We start from the raw sequence: 21997 nt of genomic DNA on the forward strand, positions 1-21997 counted from the left end.
TAACCCAATCCATCCACGACCGGTAAACGGTGGGTATGCATTCCCACGCGGAGCGTGGGAACGAGGGATAACCGTCAAACGGTGGGAACGAGGGAACTGTAGGGGCAGGCCCCTGTGCCTGCCCGGGTTCAACGTCGAGCGCCCCAAACAGGTCAGCGTAGAAACCCTCGCTCCGCCAGCAGTGCCAGCGTCACCCCGGCGGCCGGTTTGGCCGGCTCCGCCGCCTGTTCACCGAGCAACAGCCGCTCCAGGTAGCGCGCCAGCAAATCCACTTCCAGATTGACCCGGCTGCCGGGGCGGTAATCGGCGGTGATGGTCTCCTGCTGGGTGTGGGGGACGATGTTCAGATCGAAGCGGTGACCGTCCACCGCATTGACCGTGAGGCTGGCGCCGTCCACACAGATCGAGCCCTTGTGGGCGATATAACGCGCCAACGCCTTTGGCGCCTCCACCAGAAAACGGATCGAACGCGCCTCTTCACGCCGTTCCAGGATAGTTCCTACGCCATCCACGTGACCGCTGACCAGGTGGCCGCCCAGGGGGGTGCTCAAGGTGAGCGCCTTCTCCAGATTAACGCGGCTGCCTACCGCCAGGTCGGACAGGGTGCTCAACGCCAACGTCTCACGCGAGACATCGGCCACATAGCCGTCGCCGGTCAATTCAATCACGGTCAGGCAGACGCCGTTGGTGGCGATGCTGTCACCTAACTGCACATTGGCTAACGGGAGCGTTTCACTGCGAATCGCCAGGCGCAGATCACCACCGCGCAGTTCGCGTCCGGCAATGCGGCCGACGGCTTGAATAATACCTGTGAACATATCAGCTATCCGCCTCGACGGGTCGTGTCGGTTTGACCCGGATGCGCAGATCGGGACCGATCTGGCGCAGGTCCAGGATCTCCAGCGCAATGCGGTCTTTCATCTCGGTCAGGGCCGGCAGGTTGAGCAAACCGCGGGCATCGCTACCCATCAGGATCGGCGCCGCATAGATCACCAGCTCATCCACCACGCCCGCCGACACCGCCGCCCCGGCCAGCGTGGGTCCGGATTCGATCAGCACCTCATTGATTCCGCGTGCGGCCAGCGTCTCCAGCAACCGATCCAGATCGATACCCTGCCCCTGGCGCGGCAGTTGGAGCACCTCGGCACCCGCCGCTTCCAGCGCTCGGCGACGGCCGTCGTCATCGACCGCACAGACCAGCAAGGTCTTGCCCGGCAGACCGATCAGTCTGGCATCGGGCGAGATCGCCAGTTCAGGATCCAGCACCACCCGTAGCGGCTGCAGCCGATACGCATCCGACGCCACGCCCGGCAGATCGGCCGCCTCGAGTCGCACATTCATCGAGGGGTCATCCGCCTGCACAGTGCCGATACCGGTGACAATGGCGTCGCTACGGGCACGCAGGCGTTGCACATCGCGCCGTGCGGCATCACTGGTAATCCATTTGCTCTCGCCACTGGCCATGGCGGTACGCCCGTCCAGGCTCATCGCCAACTTGCAGCGCACAAAGGGTCGGCCCCGGGTCATGCGGGCGATAAAACCGGGGTTAAGGGCCATCGCCTGGGCCGCCATCACACCCTGGTCGACCCGGATACCGGCCGCCTCCAGTTGGGCGATCCCCTGACCGGCGACCAGCGGATTGGGATCGGTCATCGCCACCACCACCCGCGCCACGCCGGCCTCGATCAAGCCATCGCTGCAAGGCGGGGTTTTACCGTGATGACAGCAGGGCTCCAGCGTCACATAGGCGGTGGCGCCCCGCGCCCGCTCCCCGGCCTCGGCCAAGGCGTTGCGTTCGGCATGGGGTTCGCCGGCACGGCGGTGAAAACCCTCGCCGACGATCTCTCCGTCACGTACCAGCACGCAGCCGACGCGGGGATTGGGGTGGGTGGTGTAGAGCCCCTGTTCGGCCAGTTGAATGGCCCGGCTCATGAATGCGTAGTCGTCAGCCTTCATCGTCTTTGTCGCCATTAAGCAGATCCAGCTGATGGCGGCGCACATCCGGAGGCAACTGTTTTTCCAGGCGTTCGATCTCTTCGCGGAAAGCGTTCACGTCCTCGAAGCTGCGATAGACCGAGGCGAAACGCACATAGGCCACCTGATCCAGGGCGCGCAACTCTTCCATGACCCATTCGCCGATCTGTCTTGAGGGCACTTCACGCTCGCCGTAGGCGAGCAGTTTGCGGCGGATATGGCTGATCGCCTCATCCACCTGCTCGGCACTGACCGGACGCTTTTCCAGCGCACGGGACATGCCGGAGGCCAACTTACGGCCGTCGAACGGCACCCGGCTGCCGTCCTGCTTGATCAACAGCGGCAGGGTCAGCTCCGCCGACTCGTAAGTGGTGAAACGCTCCTTACAGATGGCACACTCGCGCCGCCGGCGCACCTGGTCGCCGTCCCCGAACAACCGGGAATCCACCACCTTGGTATCCTGTGCACCGCAGAAAGGGCAACGCATGATTTTTAACCCGGATAGTGGGGGCCGGTATAAAAACCGGCCCCGACAGGAGGATTACTTGTACACGGGGTGGCGCTTGCAGAGATCCAGCGCCAGCGCCTTGACCCGATCGATCGCGGCCTGATCACCACGGGCATCGATCACGTCGCACATCCAGCCCGCCAGCTCCTTGGCCTCGTCTTCACCCACACCACGGGTAGTCAGGGCCGGCGTACCGACCCGGATGCCGCTGGTGATAAAGGGGGATTGGGGATCGTTCGGCACCGCATTCATGTTGACGGTGATATTCGCCGCACCCAGCCAGGCATCCACATCCTTGCCGGTGAGGCCCGCCTCGATAAAGCTGACCAGGAACAGATGATCGTCGGTACCACCGGAAACCACATCGTAACCACGTTCGATGAACACACTGGCCATGGCCTGAGCATTCTTGATGACCTGTGCCTGATAGGCCTTGAACTCCGGCTCCATCGCCTCTTTGAAAGCGACCGCCTTGGCGGCAATGATATGCATCAGCGGGCCACCCTGGGTACCGGGGAACACTAATGAATTCAATTTCTTCTCGACTTCCGGATTGGCTTTCGCCAGGATCAGTCCACCGCGGGGACCGCGCAGGGTTTTGTGGGTGGTGGTGGTGGTGACGTCGGCGATCTGTACCGGACTCGGATAGAGACCGGCCGCGACCAGTCCGGCCACATGGGCCATATCGACAAAAAAGTAAGCGCCCACCTCATCGGCAATGGCACGGAAGCGCTGCCAGTCGATCACCCGGGAGTAGGCGGAAAAACCGGCCACGATCATCTTCGGTTTATGTTCGCGCGCCAGACGCTCCACCTCGGCATAATCGATTTCACCGGTGGCCGGGTCGAGGCCGTACTGGATGGCGTTGTAGATCTTGCCGGAGAAGTTAGGTTTGGCGCCGTGGGTCAAGTGGCCGCCGTGGGCCAGGCTCATGCCCAGTACGGTGTCGCCCGGCTGGCACAGTGCCATATAGACGGCGGCATTGGCCTGGGAACCGGAGTGGGGCTGTACGTTGGCGTAGTCGGCACCAAACAGCGCCTTGGCGCGATCAATGGCCAGCTGCTCGGCGATATCGACGAATTCACAACCGCCGTAGTAGCGTTTACCGGGATAGCCTTCGGCGTATTTATTGGTCAGTACACTACCCTGAGCCTGCATCACCCGTGGGCTGGTGTAGTTTTCCGAGGCGATCAGCTCAATGTGCTCTTCCTGCCGGGCCTCCTCCGATTGGATCGCCCCCCAGAGCTCATCATCATAACCACCGATCTGCATATCTTTACTGAACATGACAGCCATCTCCGCCGGGAAAAAATGGGGCATTTTAACACCAAGCGGCCAGATCGTCGCCATTCACTTGATATAATCCTTACAATGCTCGCATAAAACCGGTTGAGCCCGGATTGAGGCTCAGGAATACCGAAAAATGGACGCTATGGACATGACACGATTTAAGAATTAGGAGACTATCTCTGATGCGCATCCTCGCCACTTTCACCTGCTTGGCCCTGCTGTTTGGCTCCTCACCGGCCTTCACCGCGAATGCAGACAACGAACAACTCCAGAACCTGGTAGATCAGCTGCGCGAGCTGACCGACAAGGCACGGCAACAGCGGGCAGCCGATCGCTGGTTTTTGAACGACCTGGAAGAGCTGATCAGCCGTCACGATTGGCCCTGGCGGAATGAGCTGCTTAGCGAAGATTTTTCCGATGGCGATTATGACCAGAACCCCAGTTGGCAAGTGATCTCCGGCCAATTCTGGGTAGACGGCCGGCTGGGATTACGATCACGCAGTGAAGCCGCCGCAGCCGAACCGGCAGCGTCCGAACAACCGGCACAGAAACAAGATCTGGGCAAGGCGCTACTCGGCGCCCTGCTACAGGAGGCGCTGCGCGGCAAGGAAAAAAACCAACCCAGCGAGGCAGCGCCGGCCGACAAGCGCCATGAACCGGCGGAAATTCAACTGCCACTGCAGATCCCCACGGTCTTCGCCCTGCAACTTGAGCTATCGGTGCATAATCCACCCCGCGAACCGGGCCAGATTGAATTCGGCCTCTACCAGGACAGCGAGGGCGATACCGGTTACCAAATGAATCTGTTGTTGGGCGAACGTTCCAGCCTGGAGCTGCTGAGCCGAATCAACGGCAGGACCCGGGTTATAGAGAGTGTGGCAATGGACAGTATCGGCGACGGTCAAACCCATACTATCGAGTGGCGGCGCGATCCCAATGGACAGACTGACGTGTTGATCGACGAGAAGCCACTGGTCCGGGTACGCGACCACGCATTCCGCCACCCCTTCAAACAACTCGCTATCCGTAATCAGGCGGGAGACTTTGCCGTGGGCAGCGTCATACTGCATGGCAACTGACAGCGGGTAAAAGCGTGATCCACTGTGCAGCATTCGCGATGGGCGTAACGAAACAGACCGCCCCGGCTTGTTCTCCTACACAGCTAACGCTATAACTTTTATTCGGACATCAGAATCAGGGAGTCAGTATCATGATTACCAAAGGCGTACAGGCGCTCCTGTACGGACTGTTTTTTCTTCTTTGCCAAGTTCCGATCGCCCAGGCGGCCGTCGATTTCAACTTGGCCGAGGCGATCAATAAAGCCGGCCGCCAGCGCATGCTCAGTCAACGCATCGTCAAGTCATATCTTCAGATGGGCCAGGACGTTCGCTACCGGGTCGCCAAGAAACATCTCCAGGAATCGATCGACCTGTTCGAACGGCAACTGCAGCAGCTCAAAGATTTCACGACCAATAGCGAAGCCATCCGCGGACTGGCGCTGGTGGAAAAACTCTGGAAACCGGTCAAAGAGATTGCCAGTGGGCCGGTTCAGCGGGAGAAAGCTGAAGAGCTGCGGGCCCATGCCGAACAGCTGTTGGCGGCCGCCCACCAGGTGGTGCTGATACTGGCCGATGAGTCCGGCACCAACCAGGGACACCTGGTGAACATTGCCGGGCGCCAGCGCATGCTCAGCCAGCGTATGGGAAATCTGTATATGCTGATGAGTTGGAAATTCGACGACGAACTCTATCGCCAGGACTATAAGTCAGCGACCGAGGAGTTCGACAAGGCGTTACAGGAGTTGATCAACGCCCATGAGAATACCCAACAGATCAGCGACATCCTCGATCAGGTTAAAAAGAACTGGGACCTGTATAACCTGAGTAACCGGATGGGAGAGAATGAATATGTACCGGGTCTGGTAGCGCGCATGCTGGACAAGATCCTGGTACAGATGAATGAAGTGACCGGACTCTACGCCGCGCTACCCCAGGCCAAATAATTCAGGTAGATTGTCGCCAACGACGCATCAAGACCCTCAGACGCTGAGGGTCTTGGCTTTGAACTCGAATTGCTGATCCGGGAACGCCTCCTTGACCTCCAGGATCAAGGGCAGGATCTGCAGAAAACTGAATACCAGTTCCGGATCAAATGCCTTCGTAGAATTCTGGCTGATATAGTCCACTGCCTCTTCAACCGGCCAGGCTTTTTTATAGGGCCGGTCGGAAGTCAGGGCGTCAAACACATCACACACGGCCACAATACGCCCCTCTATCGGTATCGCCTCACCTTTCAATCCATTGGGGTAACCCTTGCCATCCCAACGTTCATGGTGGGTCAGCACCACCGAGCGAGCCATGCGCATGATGCCGCTTTTTGCCTCACCAAGTATCTCTGCGCCGATCAGGGTATGACGCTGCATCAGCCGCCACTCTTCGGGCTCAAACTTGCCCGGTTTTAACAGGATATGATCCGGGATACCGATCTTACCGATATCATGCATGGTGGCGGCTGACCAGATATCCTTCACAAAAGCCTTATCCATACCGATCGCATCCGCCAGCAACCGTGCATAGCTGGCCATTCTGATCACATGCATACCGGTCTCGTTATCGCGATACTCACCCGCCCGTCCCAAGCATTGGATGATGGAGTGACGGCTGCTTTGCAGCGCTTCATTCTTTTCCCGCAGTTCACGGGTCCGCTGATCCACGATCGCCTGTAACTGGAGATTGTGTTCCTGCTTCTCCTTGTAAAGTTGCCGAACCTCCAGAATATTATGGATACGCAACTGAATCTCGGCCCGATCGAAGGGTTTGGTGACAAAGTCCTTGGCCCCCATCTCCAGGGCACGCATACGGGTCTCGACATCATTCTGCGCGGTAAGCACAAGAATCGGCAGGTAATCCATCAACCGCGACTGTTTCAGTTGCTCCATCACCTGAAAGCCATCCAGATGGGGCATGCGGATATCCAGTAAGATCAGATCGTAGGGTTGCTGTTCACAGAGACGTTGCACTTCGCGTGAGTCGGTCACCCCTTTCAGATGGGTATACCCATTCGCCTCAAGCATCATGATCAGCAGATCGACATTGTCTGCTGTATCATCGACAATCAATATGCTGGATTCCCGTATCCGACGATCAATACTCATACTGCGCTCCATGAAAAACCGTGCCCAGGCACTTTAACCGACAATCACATCCATGTCCCGCCTGCTGCCGCTTTGCGCCACCCCCGTCACCAGAGACAGTTCAAACCAGAACACACTGCCCCGATCCGGCTGACTCTCCACGCCGACATGCCCGCCCATCTCTTCAATCAGCTTGCGGGTAATGGAGAGCCCGATACCGCTCCCCTCAATCCCGTCCCCTCCGGCATTGAGCCGCCGATAGAGGGTAAATATTTCGTCGATCCGTTCCGGCGGAATACCGATACCGGTATCGGCCACGAAGACCCGCAAGGTACCGTTCGCCGTCGCCCACCAGCCGATACCCAGTTGTCGTTTTCCTGCGTTGTATTTCACGCCATTGGTCAGCAGGTTGATCAGCACTTGCTTGAGGCGCATTTGGTCCGCCTTGATATAGCAGTCAGCGACAGATGCCGTATCCAGGCGAACGACCTCAATCCGGTGTTGTTCGATCAGCGGCGCAATCAGATCGAGACAGTCGTTGACCAGGTCTTTAACCGCCACCGATTCCAGGCAAAAATCGATCTTCCCCGCTTCGATGCGTGACAGGTCCAGAATCTCGTTGATCAACCCCAACAGATGCCGCCCCGCTTTGATGATGTGGCGTACACACTTATCTTGCTTGGCCGTCAGCGGCTCCCGCGGATCGGCTTCCATCATCTGGGCAAAGCCGATGACCGAGTTCATCGGCGTGCGCAATTCATGACTCATGTTGGAGAAGAAGATGGACTTGGCACGGTTGGCCTGATCCGCCTTCAAGGTGGCGTGCTCAAGCGCCAGCGTAGTCTGTTTCAACTCGTCATAGTCGTAAATCCAGAAAAGAATCTGTTCCACCCCCTGAATCATGATCGACTTCCAGCCGAGCAACGCCCAGAACTGACTGCCGTCGGCGCGACGCACTTCGATCTCCCGCTCCGGGACCTCGCCCATCTCCTGGAACTGGCGCAGGTACTCATCGCGCTGCGATACATCCACCCAGAATTCGGTCATTTTCCGCGCCATCATCTCCCGGTGGGAGAGGTGCAATATCTCCGCCGCCTTGCTATTACAGAAGAACAGCGTGCCGTCATCCTTGTTGGAGATACCGACGCCGATCGGGGCCGACTCGAGAATGGTTCGCAGTTGATGTTCGCTGCGCCGCAGGTGCTCCTGCATCCGCTTGCGTTCGGAGATATCGTGATACCAGAACAACACATGCTCTTCATCGCGATACTGGATGGACTCCCACCCCAGCAACGCCCAGAAGGGGTAATTATCGACCTTCAGCAGCTGGATCTCCTGTTCCGGCACATAGCCCAGCCGGTTGAAGGTCTGAAAATACTCTTCGCGTTGGCGTTGATCGGCCCAGACCAGCATGGATGATTTACCGATGAACCCCGCTTTATCGGGATAGCCGAACAGCTCGGCACCGCGATTATTGCAGTACTCGACAATACCGCTCTCTTTTCTGGCGATACCGATACCGATCGGGATCGACTCCAGAATGGTGTTCAGCATCTGCTCGCTTTCCGCCAAGCGCTTTTCTGCGCTGACCCGGTCTGAAATATCGTATATCCAGTTAAACACCACCTGCTCTTTATTGAAGGAGGCCAACTTGCAGGTCAACATGCTACTGAGCCGGGATCCGTCACGGCGTTTGAATTCGGTCTGCTCGTTGCGAATCACCTCTCCGTCCTGTAACCGCTGGATATAACGCCACCGCAAATCCCTATCGGAAAAAAACTCCGGTGACTGCCGGCCAATCAGTTCACTCCGGTCGGCACCGTACAATGCGGAAACCGCCTGGTTGGCATAGAGAATCCGGCCATCCTGCTGCTGGGTAATGACAAAGCCGAAAGGGGAGACATCCAACACATCCGTCAGCTGCAACTGCATCTCCCGCAGCTCATCTTCCAGCGATTTTTTTTCACGGGAGAACAGCGACAACAACTCGACATTCAGCAACCAGTAAAACGCGGCAAGGATGAGAATGGCCAGGGCCACCACCGCCCCCACCGTAGTGCGGGTCATCTGCATGATATTCTGCAGCGACTCGCCGACCTGGCTGGCCTGGTGCAGGTTATAGCTGCGCACCGCTTTTTTCAGGATATCCAGTGCCGTCAGGGAGGGGTTTTCGTCGACATAAGAGGCCTCATCCAGCGCCCGGGTCGTCGCCCCCTGCCGAATCTGCTGCGCCACCCGCTCCAGGGCCTGTTCATAACTCTCCATCCCCTTGCGTAGAATGGAGACCGCCAGGATTTCCCGCTCGCCCAGACCCAAGGCATCTATTTGCTGCAGAATGTAACGCGCCTCCTGCAACTTGATCTTGGCCGATTTTCTGTAGCGCTCCTGTCGGGTCAGCTGGTAGTACTTGAAGAAGTGGATCATGCCGCCGTAGCCGAGTACCCGGCGCAGGTCATTCAGCAAGCCGCCAAAACCCACCTCCGAATCGACCATACCCGCCTCTTCCATAGCCTTCCGATAGAGCAGGTCCATCCCGGCGATCGCCGCCCGATCATCCACATACAACCGCTTGTCGGCGGCCAGCTCCAGGGCGTTGCTTTGCAATAGGCTATTGACCCGTCTCAGGTTGTCGCGATAGGTATCGAGTACACTGCGAATACCGATGATGGCACGCTGCTCAGCGGCAGTGATCGGTTCCGCCGCATACTCCTGGAGTTGGGTTTCAATACTGCCGATGGATTCGTGGATCTCTTCGATATGCAGTCTGCCGCCGCGGATGATCAGATCGGTGTAACGATGTATCAGGCCGCCAAACCCCATGTCGGCATGCAACTTATCTACCGTGGCCAATTTATCGGTACTGCTCTCGACCAGCGCTTCCCACTTTTCATTGATGGTAACCACATTGTGGCGAATGTTGTCGGTGACCCACATGACCAGAACGGCCGAGACGATCAGCAGGCCGACCAGCAGCCAGGCGATCCGGTTGGTTTTTTTCATGCCAACTTTACTCAACCCGCTCAAGCTATACCCCATAATCGTACTGCGTGATATCCAAACGGCCCAGACAGACCGGGGTGGCGCTTCGCCCCGATGACTGATGAATAGCCGGGTCACCCGATATATATTTTTATGGCTATGGAACCGCTGATAAAACCAAGGATGGCGTTAATCAGGTGTCCCTACGCAAAGCGGCCCGATGCGCAGCCGGGCTTGTAGTAGGTAGCGACAGACCAAGAGAAATCTTTATAAAGCGGGGGAGACCGTAACGACCGGAATTCGGCACCCCGTACGTGGCACGGTGTGGCCCGGCCAGGGGTTCGTCGAGCCTTGGGGTGTATCTATCGCGAGGGATTCCTGGAAAAGAAAAAGAGTCTTACCAAGACGGTTCAACCGTGGGAATACCCGCCGGTGCCGGCGGTCACCTAGCCGGACACACAGCTGGCCAGGGGATCTTGCCTGTCCGTAACGATGGTAGCCTCACCGGTACCCAGCACCGCCTGTTCATCCACCTGACACCCTTTGGCGCCGTCTATCGACGGTATGTCGTACATCAACTTGCGCAGCAGCCCTTCCATAACCGCCCGCAAACCCCGCGCACCCGTTCCGCGCTCGATCGCCTGGCGGGCAATGAGGCGCAACGCCTGATCGGTAAAGGTGAGTTCGACCCCTTCGAATTGGAACAAGCGCTGATACTGGCGCACCAACGCATTGCGGGGTTCGGTGAGAATTCGCAGCAGCGCCGACTCATCCAGATCGTGCAGCGCCGTAATGATCGGAAAGCGACCAATGAATTCGGGGATCAGACCGAAATGGCGCAGATCGTCCGGCTGGACCGCTTCGAACAGGCGCATCGGGTCGTGGCCGCTTCCGGGTATGGCGGGTTCGACATGGAAACCGATCCCCCCGCCGCCGCTCCCCAGACGCCGCTCCAGCAAACCCTCCATGCCGGCAAAGGCGCCGCCGGCAATGAACAGGATATTGCGAGTATCCAGCATCAGGTCGCCCCCCTGCCCCTTGGCGCCCTTGGCACTCAACTTGACCCGGGCACCTTCCACCAGTTTCAGCAACGCCTGCTGCACGCCCTCCCCGGAGACATCCCGGGTGCCGTGAGAGGATTCGCCGGCTCGTGCCAGCTTGTCGATCTCGTCGATGTAGACGATGCCCCACTCGGCCAGCTCCAGATTGCCCTCGGCACTGTCCACCAGACGGGACAGGATGCTCTCCACATCGTCCCCCACATAGCCGGCCTGGGTCAGGGTGGTGGCGTCGGCAATCACAATCGGCACCCCCACAATCCGCGCCAGGGTACTGGCCAGCAGCGTCTTGCCGGTACCGGAAGGCCCCAGCAGCAGGATGTTGGATTTTTCGATCTCCACATCTTGCGGGCAGACCGGCATCTTCGGACTCGCCTGCTCCATACTCAACCGTTTGAAATGGGTGTAAACCGCCACCGCCAAGGTCTCCTTGGCCAGATCCTGCCCGATAATATAGCGATCCAGTTGCGCCTTGAGCTCAGCCGGCTTGAGCAGGTTTTGCAGCGGTTTGGCCGCCGCCCGCTTGCGGCCCCAACTGCCGACCACCTGCGACGCCAGGCGCACACACTCTTCACAGATGTGCCCCTCCTCACCGGCGATCAAAGGCAGGTCCGGACTCTGTTCCTGACCGCAGAATGAACAGTGTGCTTTGTGCTGACTCACGGGCTTCACCTCTTTCGGCGGCACCGCTGCCGCCACCTGGAATACGCTTCCGGCTAATGCCGGGGCTTTACAGATCCCCCATTCGAGACGGCAAATGCGGCTCCCGCACGGTTGCCACGCTATACCGCTTGCCTGCTATTTTGTGACGACAGGGAATCCAGCCAAGCTTGTTGACAGTTACGTTGATGACGTTGCTGAAGCAGAACACGAATCTTCCCGGCCGCCCGGGACAATGGAATACGTTTGCCGGGCTTGATCTTGTCACACAGCAGGAGATGGAAACCCATCTCCGATTCAACGATCGGACTGATCTCCCCGGCCGGCAGGCTGAACAGCATGGCATCCAGTTCGGCGTAGAGCTGGCCCGGTTTGACATCACCCAACGCCCCCCCCTGCATGGCCGTCGGGCACTCTGAGTAGCGCTTGGCAAAATCGGCAAACCGGTTGACGCGGCCGGCCAGTTTCTCGACCAGCTGTTCCACTCTGGCATACGCCGCGTGGCGGGTGTTTTCCGCATACTCGGGATTCACGGTAATCAGGATATGCCGCGCCACCCGCGTTTCCGGCGCCTCGAAGCGTTCCCGATGCATCTCGTAAAACAGCCCCACATCGATATCGCTCACCCCGGGACAATCGGCGGTTACCCGCTGCATCACCGCGTCGAACAGCAGCTCGCGCTGCAAGGCCAGACGCAATCCGGCCTCATCCAGGCCATTCACCGCCAAATCCTGCAGAAAGGCTTCCCGGCTCTCATAGCGCGACACCAGTTGGTTCAGGGAGGCATCCAACTGCTGTACAGGGATCATCACCCCTTCCGCTTCGTCCGCGGCCAACACCCGCGACTCCAGCTCAAAGCTCCGGGTGGCCTGCTCCTGTACCTGCCGATATTCCGCCGGCTGCAATTGCGCCAGATTCTTACCGAACAGGCGTAACGCCTGGCGCAACAGGTGATAACCGAATCCGGGATCAATGGCAGGGTGCCGTTCGGAGCTGCCCATCACGCCTCCCCGGGCCCATCCGACAAGAAGTCGAGCGCACACTCCGGCACCTGCAGGGTACGACCGCTGAAACGGACATGGTAAGCGGGACCGGTGACCTCTTCGCGCAGCACCTTTTCCACCTCGCCAGCATCACCCGGCTGGGCAATCACTTCACCCTTCAGCGCCAACGGCATGCGTGGCGTCACCTTATCCCTGAATTCAAACCGGGTCGCCACCCAGGGATCGCTGGCAAGCTGCAACTCCGGCTCGCGGCAACCCACCATGCGTTGGCTATCGATAAAATCCACCGAGTAGACGATCTGATCCTGCAGAAAGGTACCCACATCGCGTACATAGCCGACCGTGCCGCGACGCACCAACAGGCGACCGGTCGGTTCACCGGGATAGGTGCCGTCGTTGCGGACGTTGCGGATCACCCGCACCGCCTGACCGTATTCAAATCTTGGACGCATGCAGGGCTCCATTTTTAAACAGTTCCGTCAACGGCACTTCGACACTGACCGGCTCATGCAGGCGAAATACCTTGAATACCTTTTCCGTGCGGGCGTCGGAGTTGACGAAGTCGTTGTAGGCGCTGTCGAGTAGCCCGGCGTAGAGTGCGCGACGGGCCGTTTCGCTGTCGGGCATCTCATCAAGATCGTCCAGGTAGTCGTGAAAACGTTGCAGGATGTGTAACCGGTTCACCTGCACCACCGCCGGTTCATACGCCACACCGAAATATTCCAGAAACTCTTCGGCGCTGCTGAGTTCATCCAGGTCCAGATCAAATTCGCTATCGCTCATCTTTCATCTCCCGACAAAATTCGAAAACGGTTGGCCCACGCGCATCAAGTGGCACTCAAATGGGACCGCGGCATCTCTTTGCCCAACACATCGCGTGCGATATTGAGCAAGCTGCGGGCTCCCAGTCGATCCCGGCTATCCAGTTCCGCCACCTTCTCCAGGCGTTCGATGGCCGAGTCGTAACGGCCCAGTCTGAACTCCAGGTAACCGGCTCCCTTCAGGGCCAACATATAAAAACGGATCAGTGCCATGGAGATCATCACCCCGCCGCCAATACGCATCTCGGTAATCTCCCGCCAGTTCTCCGGCAGGTCGAGACGCTCGGCAAACACACTCAGCACCCGCTCCGCTACCAGTAGCGCCTCTTCCAGACGGTGCTGGTAATAGAAGAAACGGTACAGCGCCACCAGCACCATCGGGTGTTCCGGTTCCAGGAAGTAGGCCCGCATCAGCGACTGCTCGGCGAGACCTTCCGCATACTGTTCCGCGGCGCACTCCAGGCACTGCCTGACCTCTTCCGTGATCGGCTCATCGAAGTAAAGCTCGCCCGCTTCAAAATCCTGCATATCCATAATCATCTCCATTCGCTCCCCCCCGCCGTTTCGCAGACTTGTTGCGCATCACACACACCACACCCCGGTACCGGTCGGGTATCTTCCAACAGGTCATGATGTCTACCCACCTGCCGCTCCAGACGATTAAGTCGTTCCAGCAGGCAGTTGACGGCATCGGCCATTGGATCGGGAATGATGTGGTGATCCAGGTCGATGCCCCGTGCGGTGGCATCGGTTACGCGGTTCGGGTTAACCACTTTGCCGGGAATACCGACCACCGTCCGGCCTTCAGGCACGGAAGCGATCACCACCGAGTTGGCCCCCACACGGGCCTGGCGGCCGATATGGATGGGACCCAGTATCTTGGCCCCGGCACCGACCACCACCTGATCACCCAGCGTGGGGTGACGTTTACCGCGGCTCCAGGAGACGCCGCCCAGCGTGACGCCGTGATAGAGGGTCACATCGTCACCCACCTCGGCGGTCTCGCCGATTACCACGCCGGCACCGTGATCGATAAAGAAACGGCGGCCGATGGTAGCGCCCGGATGGATATCCACACCGGTCCAGATACGCCCGATGTAACTGATCAGTCGTGGCAGGTAGCGCCAGCCACGCTGCCACAGACGATGAGCGACGCGATACAGCAGAATCGCATGCACCCCCGGATAGGTGGTGATAATTTCCAGGCGGGTTCGGGCAGCGGGATCGCGGGCAAAGACACAGGCGATATCCTCGCCGATGCAGCGCCAGAGCGGGTAGCCAGGTTCAACAGAAGCCACCGGGGCAATCCGTTCGATGCGACTATTCATTGCGGCCTCCGTGCCCGGCTGGCTTGATTGACGTCGTAATAGAACTGGCGCAACTCTTCATCCGCCGGCGGCCGTTTATTCAACACGGTGTAACGCCTGACCAACAGCAACAGGGACTCCGCCTGCTGCCGGGTCAGGTGAATGCGCATATCCGCATAGGCTTGAATGACGGCATGGCTACCGGAGTGCTTACCCAGCACAATCTGGTGTTCGCGTCCCAACTCCGCCGGGTCGATACCCTGATAGTTGAGACGATCCTTAATCAAGCCATCCACATGGATACCCGCCTCATGGGTAAAGACACCGGCGCCGACCAGACTCTTGTGCCAACCGACACTGCGACCGGACGCCAGCTCCACCAGCTGCGAAACGGCGGAAAAACGCGCCATGTCGATATCCCGTCCCTGATCGTAAAAACGCCGCAATCCCATCACCACCTCTTCCAGCGGGGCATTGCCGGCACGCTCGCCCAGTCCGTGCACCGTGGTGTTAACATGGGTCGCACCGCCGCGGATCGCCGCCAGGGTATTGGCGGTGGCCAGGCCCAGGTCGTCATGGGCATGCATCTCGATCTCCAGGTCGCAGATACGCCGCAGATCGGCGATGGTTTCATATACCCGGAACGGCTCCATGATGCCGACGGTATCGGCAAAGCGGAATCGGGAAGCCCCGGCCTGCTCGGCCACCTCCACCACCTGCCAGAGAAATTCGCTATCGGCTCGCGAGGCATCCTCGCCCCCCACACAGACTTCCAGTCCCAGCTCCAACGCCTCACCGACGCAACGAACGATCTGTTCCAGCAGCCACTCACGACTGCGCCCAAGCTTGTGGTAAATCTGTTGATCCGAAACCGGGATGGAGAGATCGACACGCTGCACCCCCAGATCACGGCACTGGGCGATATCCCGGCTGTGCATGCGACACCAGACCATCAGTTGCGCCTGCAACATCACCTCGGCCACCGCACGGATGGAGTCGCGCTCCTCTTGTCCCATGGCCGGAATCCCCACTTCCAGTTCCGGCAGTCCCAGCTCATCCAGCGCGCAGGCAATGGCCAGTTTCTCTTCCAGCGTAAAGGCGACGCCGGCGGATTGTTCGCCATCCCTTAGGGTCGTGTCATTAATTGTGATCATCGCTGTCTGTTACCCATCGAATGCTCGTATACGATGAGTCAGTGCAAACAGTGTGCCACCAAAAAATAACCCCGATTTTCAACAGGATAGTTTTTTATGAAACAGTATTGAATGTAGGGTTTCAGGCGATTGTCGCAAACCGGACAACGTCGCGCCTGCCGGGCAACCACGGGGGGTTGCCCCTACGAAAGGCGTCGAGGTTATTGTTATTGGTGCAGGTTGGAGTGGCCGGCATCCCTCGATCTAGAGGTAGGGTGGACACGTTTTTTGTGCTCACGCGGTTATTGCGCAGTATGCATTCCCACGCGGAGCGTGGGAACGAGAAATCCTGCCAACCTGTGCGGTCCGCCGTAGGGGCAGGCCCCTGTGCCTGCCCGCATCCCTGGCAACGCCGCTCCCGCACATCCCTGTGCTCCGCGGCATAAGTCCATCCCTTCCCAACGCCGCTCCCGCACATCCCTGTGCTCCGCGGCATAAGTCCATCCCTGGACAAAAAAAGCCGCAACAGGGTTGCGGCTAAAGATGGGGATCTGTATTTGTACCGGTTTCCCGGTCACATTCGGGGCACCGGTTTGGCGTTCAGCCATATGTTGGTGCAAAGGCCAACTCGGGCCCTTCAGCCGGCGCATCGCCGTTCCAATAGGGCGACAGTTTGCGTAACCGTTCCACGATCGGCGGCACCGCCGCAATGACCCGTTCCACCTCCTCCAGTGTGTTGTAGCGGGAGAAGGAGAAACGCACCGAGCCATGGGCGGCGGTAAAGGGGATATCCATCGCCCGCATCACATGGGACGGCTCCAGCGAGCCCGAGGTACAGGCGGAGCCGCTGGAAGCGGCAATGCCCAGCTTGTTCAACAGCAGCAGAATCGCTTCACCCTCGATATACTCGAACGCGATATTGCAGGTATTGGGCAAACGGTTATCGGGATCGCCAGTGACGAAGCAGTGGGGCACCTGCTCAATAATCCCCTGCTCCAGACGATCGCGCATCACCTTGACCTGGCGCTTCTCATAGTCCAGCGCCGCGGCGGCCATTTCACACGCCTTGCCGAGTGCCACAATGGAGGCGGCGTTTTCAGTACCGGCACGTCGACCGCGCTCCTGATGACCGCCACGCAACAGCGGACGGAAACGCACCCCGCGACGCAGGTACAACACGCCGATCCCCTTGGGTGCGTGCAGCTTGTGGCCCGACAGCGACAGCATATCGATGGCGCTCTCTTTCAGGTTGATGGGCAGCTTGCCCACCGCCTGTACCGCATCGGTATGGAACATCACCCCGGCGGCGCGGGCCATCTCGGCCATCTCGACCACCGGGAACAGGGTGCCGCTCTCGTTGTTGGCCCACATGATGGAGACAATGGCCACCTTGTCCGACAGCAGCCGGGCGTACTCCTGCAGATCCAGCCGCCCCCGTTTATCCACCTTCAGGTAGTGCACGGTATAGCCATCCTTTTCCAGATACTGACACAGGGTCAGGACCGCCGGATGCTCCACCACGCTAGTGATGATTTCACGCCTCTCCGGTTGCGCCTTGAGCGCGGAGAGGATAGCGGTGGAGTCGGACTCGGTGCCGCAGGAGGTGAAGATAATTTCCGAATCGTGCTCGGCACCCAGCAAGGCTTGCACCTGTTGGCGCGCCCGCTTCACGGCATGCCCCACCCGGTTGCCGAACTGATGCAGTGAAGAGGGGTTGCCGAACTGCTCGGTGAAATAGGGCAACATCGCCTCCACCACCTCGGGCGCCACCATGGTGGTGGCGTTGTTATCCAGATAGATTCCCTTATCCATACTCAGCCTCCTATGCTGGCGCGGCGGGCCAACTCTTCGGCCGGCAGTACCAAGATGAATTCAGCCAGTCCCTCCGCCAGATGCTGCTGGATGCCGCCCAGGGTGGTGGCCGCCATCTGGCACCCGGCACAGGCGCCGGTCATCTTGACGTAGATGTGGCGCCCGTCGACCTCTACCAGTTCCACGTCGCCGTGATCCCGCTGCAGGTTGGGACGAATCTCATCCAGCAACGCCTCGATACGGCGGATGCGCTGCAGATTGGTGAGCCCGGCGCCAGACCTGACCGCCGGCTGCGCCACGGCGTTGACTTCGAACTGTTCGCCCTGCTCGGCCAGCACCCGACCCAGTATCTCTTCGATGCCTTCGTGACAGGAGGAGCAACCGCCTCCCGCCTTGGTGTAGTGGGTCACCGCTTCCACACTGCGCAAGCCGTTGGCGCGTATCGTCTCTTCGATCATCACCGCATCGATAGCGAAACATTTGCAGACCAGGGCACCCTCTTCGTGGTCATCCTTCCACTCTTCGCCACGATAATTGGCCACCGCCGCCTGCAATGCTTCGCGTCCCATCACCGAGCAGTGCATCTTCTCCGGCGGCAGTCCGTCCAGGTAGTCGGCGATATCCTGGTTACTGACCTTGAGTGCATCATCCAGCGACATGCCCTTGATAATCTCGGTCAGTGCCGAACTGGAGGCGATGGCGGAGCCACAACCGAAGGTCTGGAAGCCGGCTTCCAGAATGGTCTCCGTCTCCGGATCAACCTTGAGGGTCAGGCGCAGGGCATCGCCGCAGGAGAGTGATCCGACATCCCCCACCGCATTGGCCTCATCGACCGCTCCGGCGTTACGCGGATTGAAGAAATGTTCCTGAACTGTCTCTGAATAATCCCACATGACTGCTCTCCCGATCCTTCACGCTGAAAATGAGTTGCCACAGCCGCAGCTGGCACTGGCGTTGGGGTTTTCGAACTTAAAGCCGCTCCCCTCCATGCTGTCGACGAAATCCACCGTGACACCCTGCAGCAGGGGGGCACTGTGGGGATCGACAAAGATCTTCAGCGCGCCGATCTCGACCAGGGTATCTTCGGGCATCCGGGTCTCTTCCAGGGATAGTCCGTACTGCATGCCGGAACAGCCGCCCCCGGTGACGGAGATCCGCAACCCCGCCACCGGCGCATCGGCTCCTTTGATAAAACGGCTTACGGCCTTCTGGGCACTTTCAGTGAGTGTCAACATGGCTAACTCCCGTGACAAATAGGTTTGGTTTCGCTTCATCAGACAGGGTGCAAAGGCTGTGCCATGCTCTCCATGTTTTACTTACTTATTGAATTAATTGAATTAATTAGTCATCGCCCGACTAAAAGGATTGTCGCAACTACGACAACGTCGGATAGATTGAAGGGTGTGGGATAAACAGTGATCGAATCGGGGGCCGCATGCGTCTTTGCCGTCTGGTAGGCGTTCCCACGCAGAGCGTGGGAACGAGGAAACGTCCGGGCAACCACAGGGGGTTGCCCCTACGAATCCGTGTAATCCACCGTAGGGGTAGGCCCCCGTGCCTGCCCTGATCCATCAGCGACCGATGCGTCCGGGTAGTCCATCCTGTAGATTAAGTTAGCGGCTCACGGGTACTGCGCGCTGGTCCCCGACCATGTCCGGACACCCTCTCACCCAACGCATCCGCCGCCGTGAAACGGTAGGCGTTCCCACGCGGAGCGTGGGAACGAGAAACAGCGATTGAATCGCGGGGAATTGGATAACACCCGGTAGGGTGGGCACGCCGTTTATGCCCATGCGGGAGGCGCGGCACACGACAACGGCGCAAGGTATCGTAGGGGCCGGCCCCTGTACCTGCCCGGATAATCAGATAACCGCCTGGAAGTTCTCCGGATCACTCCGGCATCGGCAGCAGCTTCGGCTCCACCTGGATAGTCGCCTGACGTCCCCAGGCATTGATCGCCTCCACAAACCAGTTTTTCCTTCGTGGATGCGGTTTGATGACGTCCTGCTCTACAAAAAAACTGCCGTCGACATGAAACACCAAACTGCCCACGTTGCCACCCTGTTCATTCTGCCAGCGCCCCACCAGGGCATAGGTGCCGCTGAAGGGATCCTTTTCCAGACTGTAGCTGGCCTCTGCCGGTGGCAGGAGCGCCACCTCATGTTCCGCGAAGCCAATCCGCCACAACTCGTCGCCCAGGCGCTCGTAGATCTGCTCGGCAATACCGCTGATCCTGTCATAGCAAGCGGTAACGGCTTCGTTCATCAAGCCAACCGAATCGGGATCGAGGTGCTGAAGAATACTCAACATCTGTTGGGCTATCCCCAGAACTCACCAGACATCACCAGCCGTTCGACCGGCCGATCGTTCTCCAGGTGTTCATCGAATATCACCGCCACATCCTCCTTACTGACTCCGCCATACATCACGCCCTCCGGATAGACTAACACCGAGGGCCCCTCACTGCAGGGACCAAGACAGCCTGCCGTGGTTACCCGCACCTTGTCAAACAACTGCCGATCCTGCAGATGCCAATAGAATTCGTCCGCCACTTCAGCGCAGTTTTTCTGGCCGCAGGAGGGCCGGGGATGACCCAGGGGGCGGTTCTGGGTGCAGATAAAGACATGTTTTTCCGGTTTAGCCATTGTGAGTGCTCCGTCAATGTGATAATTGCAAGTTCAGTGAGTTTGTCAGTGTCCATGGCAAGGCGCGCCTCGCAGGCAATGGCCGGCTCCCTTGGCAAGAGGCGAAACGCCACAGGGACGCTGAATCCGTAATTATCACGTTGCCGGAGCACTGGCTCCTCACGCCGACAGGGTCTGGGGCTCATGGGTGAAACAGTTTTTCGGACAGATACGGGCACAGGAACCGCAGCCAATACAGTCCAGGCTGTTCTTCAGGCTCATCACCATCGCCGTATCATCGGAGAAGCCGTCATCGTCATCGCCGTAATCATCGTCGTCATAGTCATCCGCTTCCAACTCGTCCAGCTCTTCGCGCTCGACCAGATCTAATACCTCTCGCGGACACACCTTGAAACAGCGGCCACAACCGATACAGTTGGTCTGCTCGATCGCCATCACAAAGGCCGGGGTATAGATTTCGCCACCCCGGGTAACACCGGTTATCACTTGCATTGTCGGTTCCTCAATTCATCTCGGCTTCAGCCGCTTGGAAGGCGGCCTCCACCTCGGCCCAGGCTTTGCAGGCATCATACGTAGCCTGCGCCAGGGCGGGGATATCTTCATAGGCAGCGGGCAGACGATCCTCGACCAGATCGTGCAGTTCCCCCGCCCGTTCCGTAGCGATGCGTTTGGCCTTTCTGGCGGCCTTCTGCATCCCTTTCAACTCTTCCGGGGTCATCGTGTTTCTCCATTCCATCTCGTCGGTAGGTATGCATTCCCACGCGGAGCGTGGGAACGAGGAACGGCTGACGAGGACCGTAGGGGCAGGCCCCTGTGCCTGCCCGGATCCGCTCTTGGCCAGTCCCTCGGGGCAGCACCCCTACAGGGCGCCCTAAAGCCCGGCCACCTTCGGATACAGGCCGACGATCTCCAGTGCCACCGACAACAGCTTGTCGCCCTCGTCCTTCATCTTCGACAGGGAGGGAAAGCCGAAGCGGTGCACATCGCGCAACGTCTTATCCATCACCACCAGCTTGCCGACGGTGATCAGCGCACGGCCAAACCCCTCATGGGTCAGGTTGAGCATGGGCACCGCCATCAGCCCGCACTCCTTTTCGATCAGTGCGGATATGGCGTTGTAAAACGCCCGTACCCGCGCCATCACGATCTCGTCCGGATCACCCACCACCGGGATCTCCCGCTTCTTCTCCTTGGTCAATACGAAGGGCTCGAGGATCTTCTCCAAGGGCCAGTTATCGTAGGTGCCGTAGGTATCGATGGCACGCATCTGACGCACCATCTCCTTGGCAAAATCGGTCTCCAGGACCGGATCGTCGTGACTAATAGCCAATACCGCTTCGCTCATGTTTTTACTCCTAATCTCAAGATTCATCGTCAAGGGTGTAAACCGTTCTGCGGGGATCGATGCCGGCTCACCGCGCTGACCGGCAGCTGTATCCGCTCGGCCGGGGAGAGGCGTAACAGCCGGGGTTGCAGATCCGGGCCGCCAGGGGTCAGCCGGCGTACCAGCAGAAAACCGCCCGCCAGTCCAAGCAGACCCAACAACCCCTGCAGACCCTCGCCGGCCTCCAACAGTTGTCCAGACAGGGCGGCACCGATCATCGCCAACAGGGGCAGCAGATAAGCCCCCAGCGAGGCCCGTACCAACACCGCTTCGGGGATACCGATCACCA

At 59.1% G+C, this 21997-nt stretch carries 24 protein-coding genes; 2 read left to right on the forward strand and 22 right to left on the reverse strand.

Going from position 1 to position 21997, the window contains the following annotated elements; all coding sequences use genetic code 11:
* Nucleotides 1-152: 152 nt before the first annotated feature.
* The 4 genes from ACQY5R_RS06230 to glyA are packed head-to-tail and all read right to left on the reverse strand — an operon-like array spanning nucleotide 153 to nucleotide 3769.
* A complete protein-coding gene (locus tag ACQY5R_RS06230) occupies nucleotides 153-818 on the reverse strand; it encodes a riboflavin synthase (RefSeq protein ID WP_428605895.1) in 666 nt (221 codons plus the stop codon).
* Nucleotide 819: 1 nt separating this feature from the next.
* Nucleotides 820-1971, reverse strand: a complete 1152-nt coding sequence (ribD, locus tag ACQY5R_RS06235; RefSeq protein ID WP_428605897.1) for a bifunctional diaminohydroxyphosphoribosylaminopyrimidine deaminase/5-amino-6-(5-phosphoribosylamino)uracil reductase RibD — start codon at nucleotides 1969-1971, stop codon at nucleotides 820-822.
* Nucleotides 1946-2461, reverse strand: a complete 516-nt coding sequence (gene nrdR / locus ACQY5R_RS06240; protein ID WP_428605899.1) for a transcriptional regulator NrdR — start codon at nucleotides 2459-2461, stop codon at nucleotides 1946-1948. Before nrdR ends, ribD begins: the two co-directional genes overlap by 26 nt.
* Nucleotides 2462-2515: 54 nt before the next feature.
* The gene (glyA, locus tag ACQY5R_RS06245; RefSeq protein ID WP_428605901.1) at nucleotides 2516-3769 is read right to left on the reverse strand and encodes a serine hydroxymethyltransferase; all 1254 of its coding nucleotides are present in this window, start codon (nucleotides 3767-3769) and stop codon (nucleotides 2516-2518) included.
* 185 nt (nucleotides 3770-3954) lie between these two features.
* Here glyA and ACQY5R_RS06250 point away from each other — a divergent pair, with 185 nt between their 5' ends.
* Both ACQY5R_RS06250 and ACQY5R_RS06255 read left to right on the forward strand, forming a co-directional pair.
* A complete protein-coding gene (locus ACQY5R_RS06250; RefSeq protein ID WP_428605903.1) occupies nucleotides 3955-4851 on the forward strand; it encodes a hypothetical protein in 897 nt (298 codons plus the stop codon).
* Between the two features lie 131 nt (nucleotides 4852-4982).
* The gene (locus ACQY5R_RS06255; RefSeq protein ID WP_428605904.1) at nucleotides 4983-5774 is read left to right on the forward strand and encodes a type IV pili methyl-accepting chemotaxis transducer N-terminal domain-containing protein; all 792 of its coding nucleotides are present in this window, start codon (nucleotides 4983-4985) and stop codon (nucleotides 5772-5774) included.
* A 36-nt stretch (nucleotides 5775-5810) separates the two neighbouring features.
* Here the strand turns inward: ACQY5R_RS06255 and ACQY5R_RS06260 are convergent, their stop codons facing one another.
* The 18 genes from ACQY5R_RS06260 to ACQY5R_RS06345 form a co-directional block, all read right to left on the reverse strand.
* Entirely contained in the window at nucleotides 5811-6926 is a 1116-nt protein-coding gene (locus ACQY5R_RS06260) for an HD domain-containing phosphohydrolase (protein WP_428605906.1), read from the reverse strand.
* A gap of 33 nt (nucleotides 6927-6959) precedes the next feature.
* Nucleotides 6960-9905, reverse strand: coding sequence for a PAS domain S-box protein (locus ACQY5R_RS06265; RefSeq protein ID WP_428605908.1), 2946 nt, complete (start codon nucleotides 9903-9905; stop codon nucleotides 6960-6962).
* Between the two features lie 425 nt (nucleotides 9906-10330).
* Entirely contained in the window at nucleotides 10331-11605 is a 1275-nt protein-coding gene (gene clpX, locus ACQY5R_RS06270; RefSeq protein ID WP_428605910.1) for an ATP-dependent Clp protease ATP-binding subunit ClpX, read from the reverse strand.
* A 119-nt stretch (nucleotides 11606-11724) separates the two neighbouring features.
* Entirely contained in the window at nucleotides 11725-12603 is an 879-nt protein-coding gene (gene nifM / locus ACQY5R_RS06275; RefSeq protein ID WP_428605912.1) for a nitrogen fixation protein NifM, read from the reverse strand.
* A complete protein-coding gene (locus ACQY5R_RS06280; protein ID WP_428605914.1) occupies nucleotides 12603-13058 on the reverse strand; it encodes a nitrogen fixation protein NifZ in 456 nt (151 codons plus the stop codon). The genes nifM and ACQY5R_RS06280 overlap by 1 nt, the downstream gene beginning before the upstream one ends.
* A complete protein-coding gene (gene nifW / locus ACQY5R_RS06285) occupies nucleotides 13042-13389 on the reverse strand; it encodes a nitrogenase-stabilizing/protective protein NifW (RefSeq protein WP_428605916.1) in 348 nt (115 codons plus the stop codon). Before nifW ends, ACQY5R_RS06280 begins: the two co-directional genes overlap by 17 nt.
* 44 nt (nucleotides 13390-13433) lie before the next feature.
* Nucleotides 13434-13961 carry a hypothetical protein gene (locus ACQY5R_RS06290; RefSeq protein WP_428605918.1) on the reverse strand — a complete coding sequence of 176 codons (528 nt, stop codon included), beginning with the start codon at nucleotides 13959-13961 and terminating at the stop codon, nucleotides 13434-13436.
* A gap of 2 nt (nucleotides 13962-13963) precedes the next feature.
* Nucleotides 13964-14755 (reverse strand): serine O-acetyltransferase, encoded by a 792-nt coding sequence (gene cysE, locus ACQY5R_RS06295; RefSeq protein WP_428605920.1) that lies wholly within the window; start codon nucleotides 14753-14755, stop codon nucleotides 13964-13966.
* Nucleotides 14752-15888: a homocitrate synthase gene (gene nifV, locus ACQY5R_RS06300; RefSeq protein ID WP_428605922.1), complete on the reverse strand. Its 1137-nt coding sequence runs from the start codon at nucleotides 15886-15888 to the stop codon at nucleotides 14752-14754. Before nifV ends, cysE begins: the two co-directional genes overlap by 4 nt.
* 579 nt (nucleotides 15889-16467) lie before the next feature.
* The gene (gene nifS / locus ACQY5R_RS06305; protein WP_428605924.1) at nucleotides 16468-17679 is read right to left on the reverse strand and encodes a cysteine desulfurase NifS; all 1212 of its coding nucleotides are present in this window, start codon (nucleotides 17677-17679) and stop codon (nucleotides 16468-16470) included.
* Between the two features lie 2 nt (nucleotides 17680-17681).
* A complete protein-coding gene (gene nifU / locus ACQY5R_RS06310; protein WP_428605926.1) occupies nucleotides 17682-18572 on the reverse strand; it encodes a Fe-S cluster assembly protein NifU in 891 nt (296 codons plus the stop codon).
* A gap of 18 nt (nucleotides 18573-18590) precedes the next feature.
* Nucleotides 18591-18914: a HesB/IscA family protein gene (locus tag ACQY5R_RS06315; protein ID WP_428605928.1), complete on the reverse strand. Its 324-nt coding sequence runs from the start codon at nucleotides 18912-18914 to the stop codon at nucleotides 18591-18593.
* A gap of 655 nt (nucleotides 18915-19569) precedes the next feature.
* A complete protein-coding gene (locus ACQY5R_RS06320) occupies nucleotides 19570-19989 on the reverse strand; it encodes a hypothetical protein (RefSeq protein WP_428605930.1) in 420 nt (139 codons plus the stop codon).
* Nucleotides 19990-19997: 8 nt separating this feature from the next.
* Nucleotides 19998-20324, reverse strand: coding sequence for a (2Fe-2S) ferredoxin domain-containing protein (locus tag ACQY5R_RS06325; protein ID WP_428605932.1), 327 nt, complete (start codon nucleotides 20322-20324; stop codon nucleotides 19998-20000).
* A 159-nt stretch (nucleotides 20325-20483) separates the two neighbouring features.
* A complete protein-coding gene (fdxB, locus tag ACQY5R_RS06330) occupies nucleotides 20484-20816 on the reverse strand; it encodes a ferredoxin III, nif-specific (protein WP_428605934.1) in 333 nt (110 codons plus the stop codon).
* A gap of 10 nt (nucleotides 20817-20826) precedes the next feature.
* A complete protein-coding gene (locus ACQY5R_RS06335; RefSeq protein ID WP_428605937.1) occupies nucleotides 20827-21042 on the reverse strand; it encodes a CCE_0567 family metalloprotein in 216 nt (71 codons plus the stop codon).
* A 153-nt stretch (nucleotides 21043-21195) separates the two neighbouring features.
* Nucleotides 21196-21669: a NifX-associated nitrogen fixation protein gene (locus tag ACQY5R_RS06340; protein ID WP_428605939.1), complete on the reverse strand. Its 474-nt coding sequence runs from the start codon at nucleotides 21667-21669 to the stop codon at nucleotides 21196-21198.
* Between the two features lie 29 nt (nucleotides 21670-21698).
* Nucleotides 21699-21997, reverse strand: a 299-nt coding sequence (locus tag ACQY5R_RS06345; protein ID WP_428605942.1) for a SoxR reducing system RseC family protein, incomplete at its 5' end; no start/stop codon positions are given.

It is taken from the genome of Sedimenticola sp., from assembly GCF_050289425.1.
Classification (GTDB): Bacteria; Pseudomonadota; Gammaproteobacteria; order Chromatiales; family Chromatiaceae; genus Sedimenticola.

Bases quoted from the DNA above. Each gene is read 5' to 3' on its own strand.
- nifU (WP_428605926.1), bottom strand. From the start codon at position 18,572: ATGTGGGATTATTCAGAGACAGTTCAGGAACATTTCTTCAATCCGCGT.
- ribD (WP_428605897.1), bottom strand. From the start codon at position 1,971: ATGGCGACAAAGACGATGAAGGCTGACGACTACGCATTCATGAGCCGG.
- ACQY5R_RS06265 (WP_428605908.1), bottom strand. From the start codon at position 9,905: ATGAAAAAAACCAACCGGATCGCCTGGCTGCTGGTCGGCCTGCTGATC.
- nifV (WP_428605922.1), bottom strand. From the start codon at position 15,888: ATGATCACAATTAATGACACGACCCTAAGGGATGGCGAACAATCCGCC.
- nrdR (WP_428605899.1), bottom strand. From the start codon at position 2,461: ATGCGTTGCCCTTTCTGCGGTGCACAGGATACCAAGGTGGTGGATTCC.
- ACQY5R_RS06250 (WP_428605903.1), top strand. From the start codon at position 3,955: ATGCGCATCCTCGCCACTTTCACCTGCTTGGCCCTGCTGTTTGGCTCC.
- ACQY5R_RS06260 (WP_428605906.1), bottom strand. From the start codon at position 6,926: ATGAGTATTGATCGTCGGATACGGGAATCCAGCATATTGATTGTCGAT.
- ACQY5R_RS06230 (WP_428605895.1), bottom strand. From the start codon at position 818: ATGTTCACAGGTATTATTCAAGCCGTCGGCCGCATTGCCGGACGCGAA.
- glyA (WP_428605901.1), bottom strand. From the start codon at position 3,769: ATGTTCAGTAAAGATATGCAGATCGGTGGTTATGATGATGAGCTCTGG.
- ACQY5R_RS06325 (WP_428605932.1), bottom strand. From the start codon at position 20,324: ATGGCTAAACCGGAAAAACATGTCTTTATCTGCACCCAGAACCGCCCC.
- nifW (WP_428605916.1), bottom strand. From the start codon at position 13,389: ATGAGCGATAGCGAATTTGATCTGGACCTGGATGAACTCAGCAGCGCC.
- ACQY5R_RS06335 (WP_428605937.1), bottom strand. From the start codon at position 21,042: ATGACCCCGGAAGAGTTGAAAGGGATGCAGAAGGCCGCCAGAAAGGCC.
- nifM (WP_428605912.1), bottom strand. From the start codon at position 12,603: ATGGGCAGCTCCGAACGGCACCCTGCCATTGATCCCGGATTCGGTTAT.
- fdxB (WP_428605934.1), bottom strand. From the start codon at position 20,816: ATGCAAGTGATAACCGGTGTTACCCGGGGTGGCGAAATCTATACCCCG.
- cysE (WP_428605920.1), bottom strand. From the start codon at position 14,755: ATGAATAGTCGCATCGAACGGATTGCCCCGGTGGCTTCTGTTGAACCT.
- nifS (WP_428605924.1), bottom strand. From the start codon at position 17,679: ATGGATAAGGGAATCTATCTGGATAACAACGCCACCACCATGGTGGCG.
- ACQY5R_RS06280 (WP_428605914.1), bottom strand. From the start codon at position 13,058: ATGCGTCCAAGATTTGAATACGGTCAGGCGGTGCGGGTGATCCGCAAC.
- ACQY5R_RS06315 (WP_428605928.1), bottom strand. From the start codon at position 18,914: ATGTTGACACTCACTGAAAGTGCCCAGAAGGCCGTAAGCCGTTTTATC.
- ACQY5R_RS06340 (WP_428605939.1), bottom strand. From the start codon at position 21,669: ATGAGCGAAGCGGTATTGGCTATTAGTCACGACGATCCGGTCCTGGAG.
- ACQY5R_RS06290 (WP_428605918.1), bottom strand. From the start codon at position 13,961: ATGGATATGCAGGATTTTGAAGCGGGCGAGCTTTACTTCGATGAGCCG.
- ACQY5R_RS06320 (WP_428605930.1), bottom strand. From the start codon at position 19,989: ATGTTGAGTATTCTTCAGCACCTCGATCCCGATTCGGTTGGCTTGATG.
- ACQY5R_RS06255 (WP_428605904.1), top strand. From the start codon at position 4,983: ATGATTACCAAAGGCGTACAGGCGCTCCTGTACGGACTGTTTTTTCTT.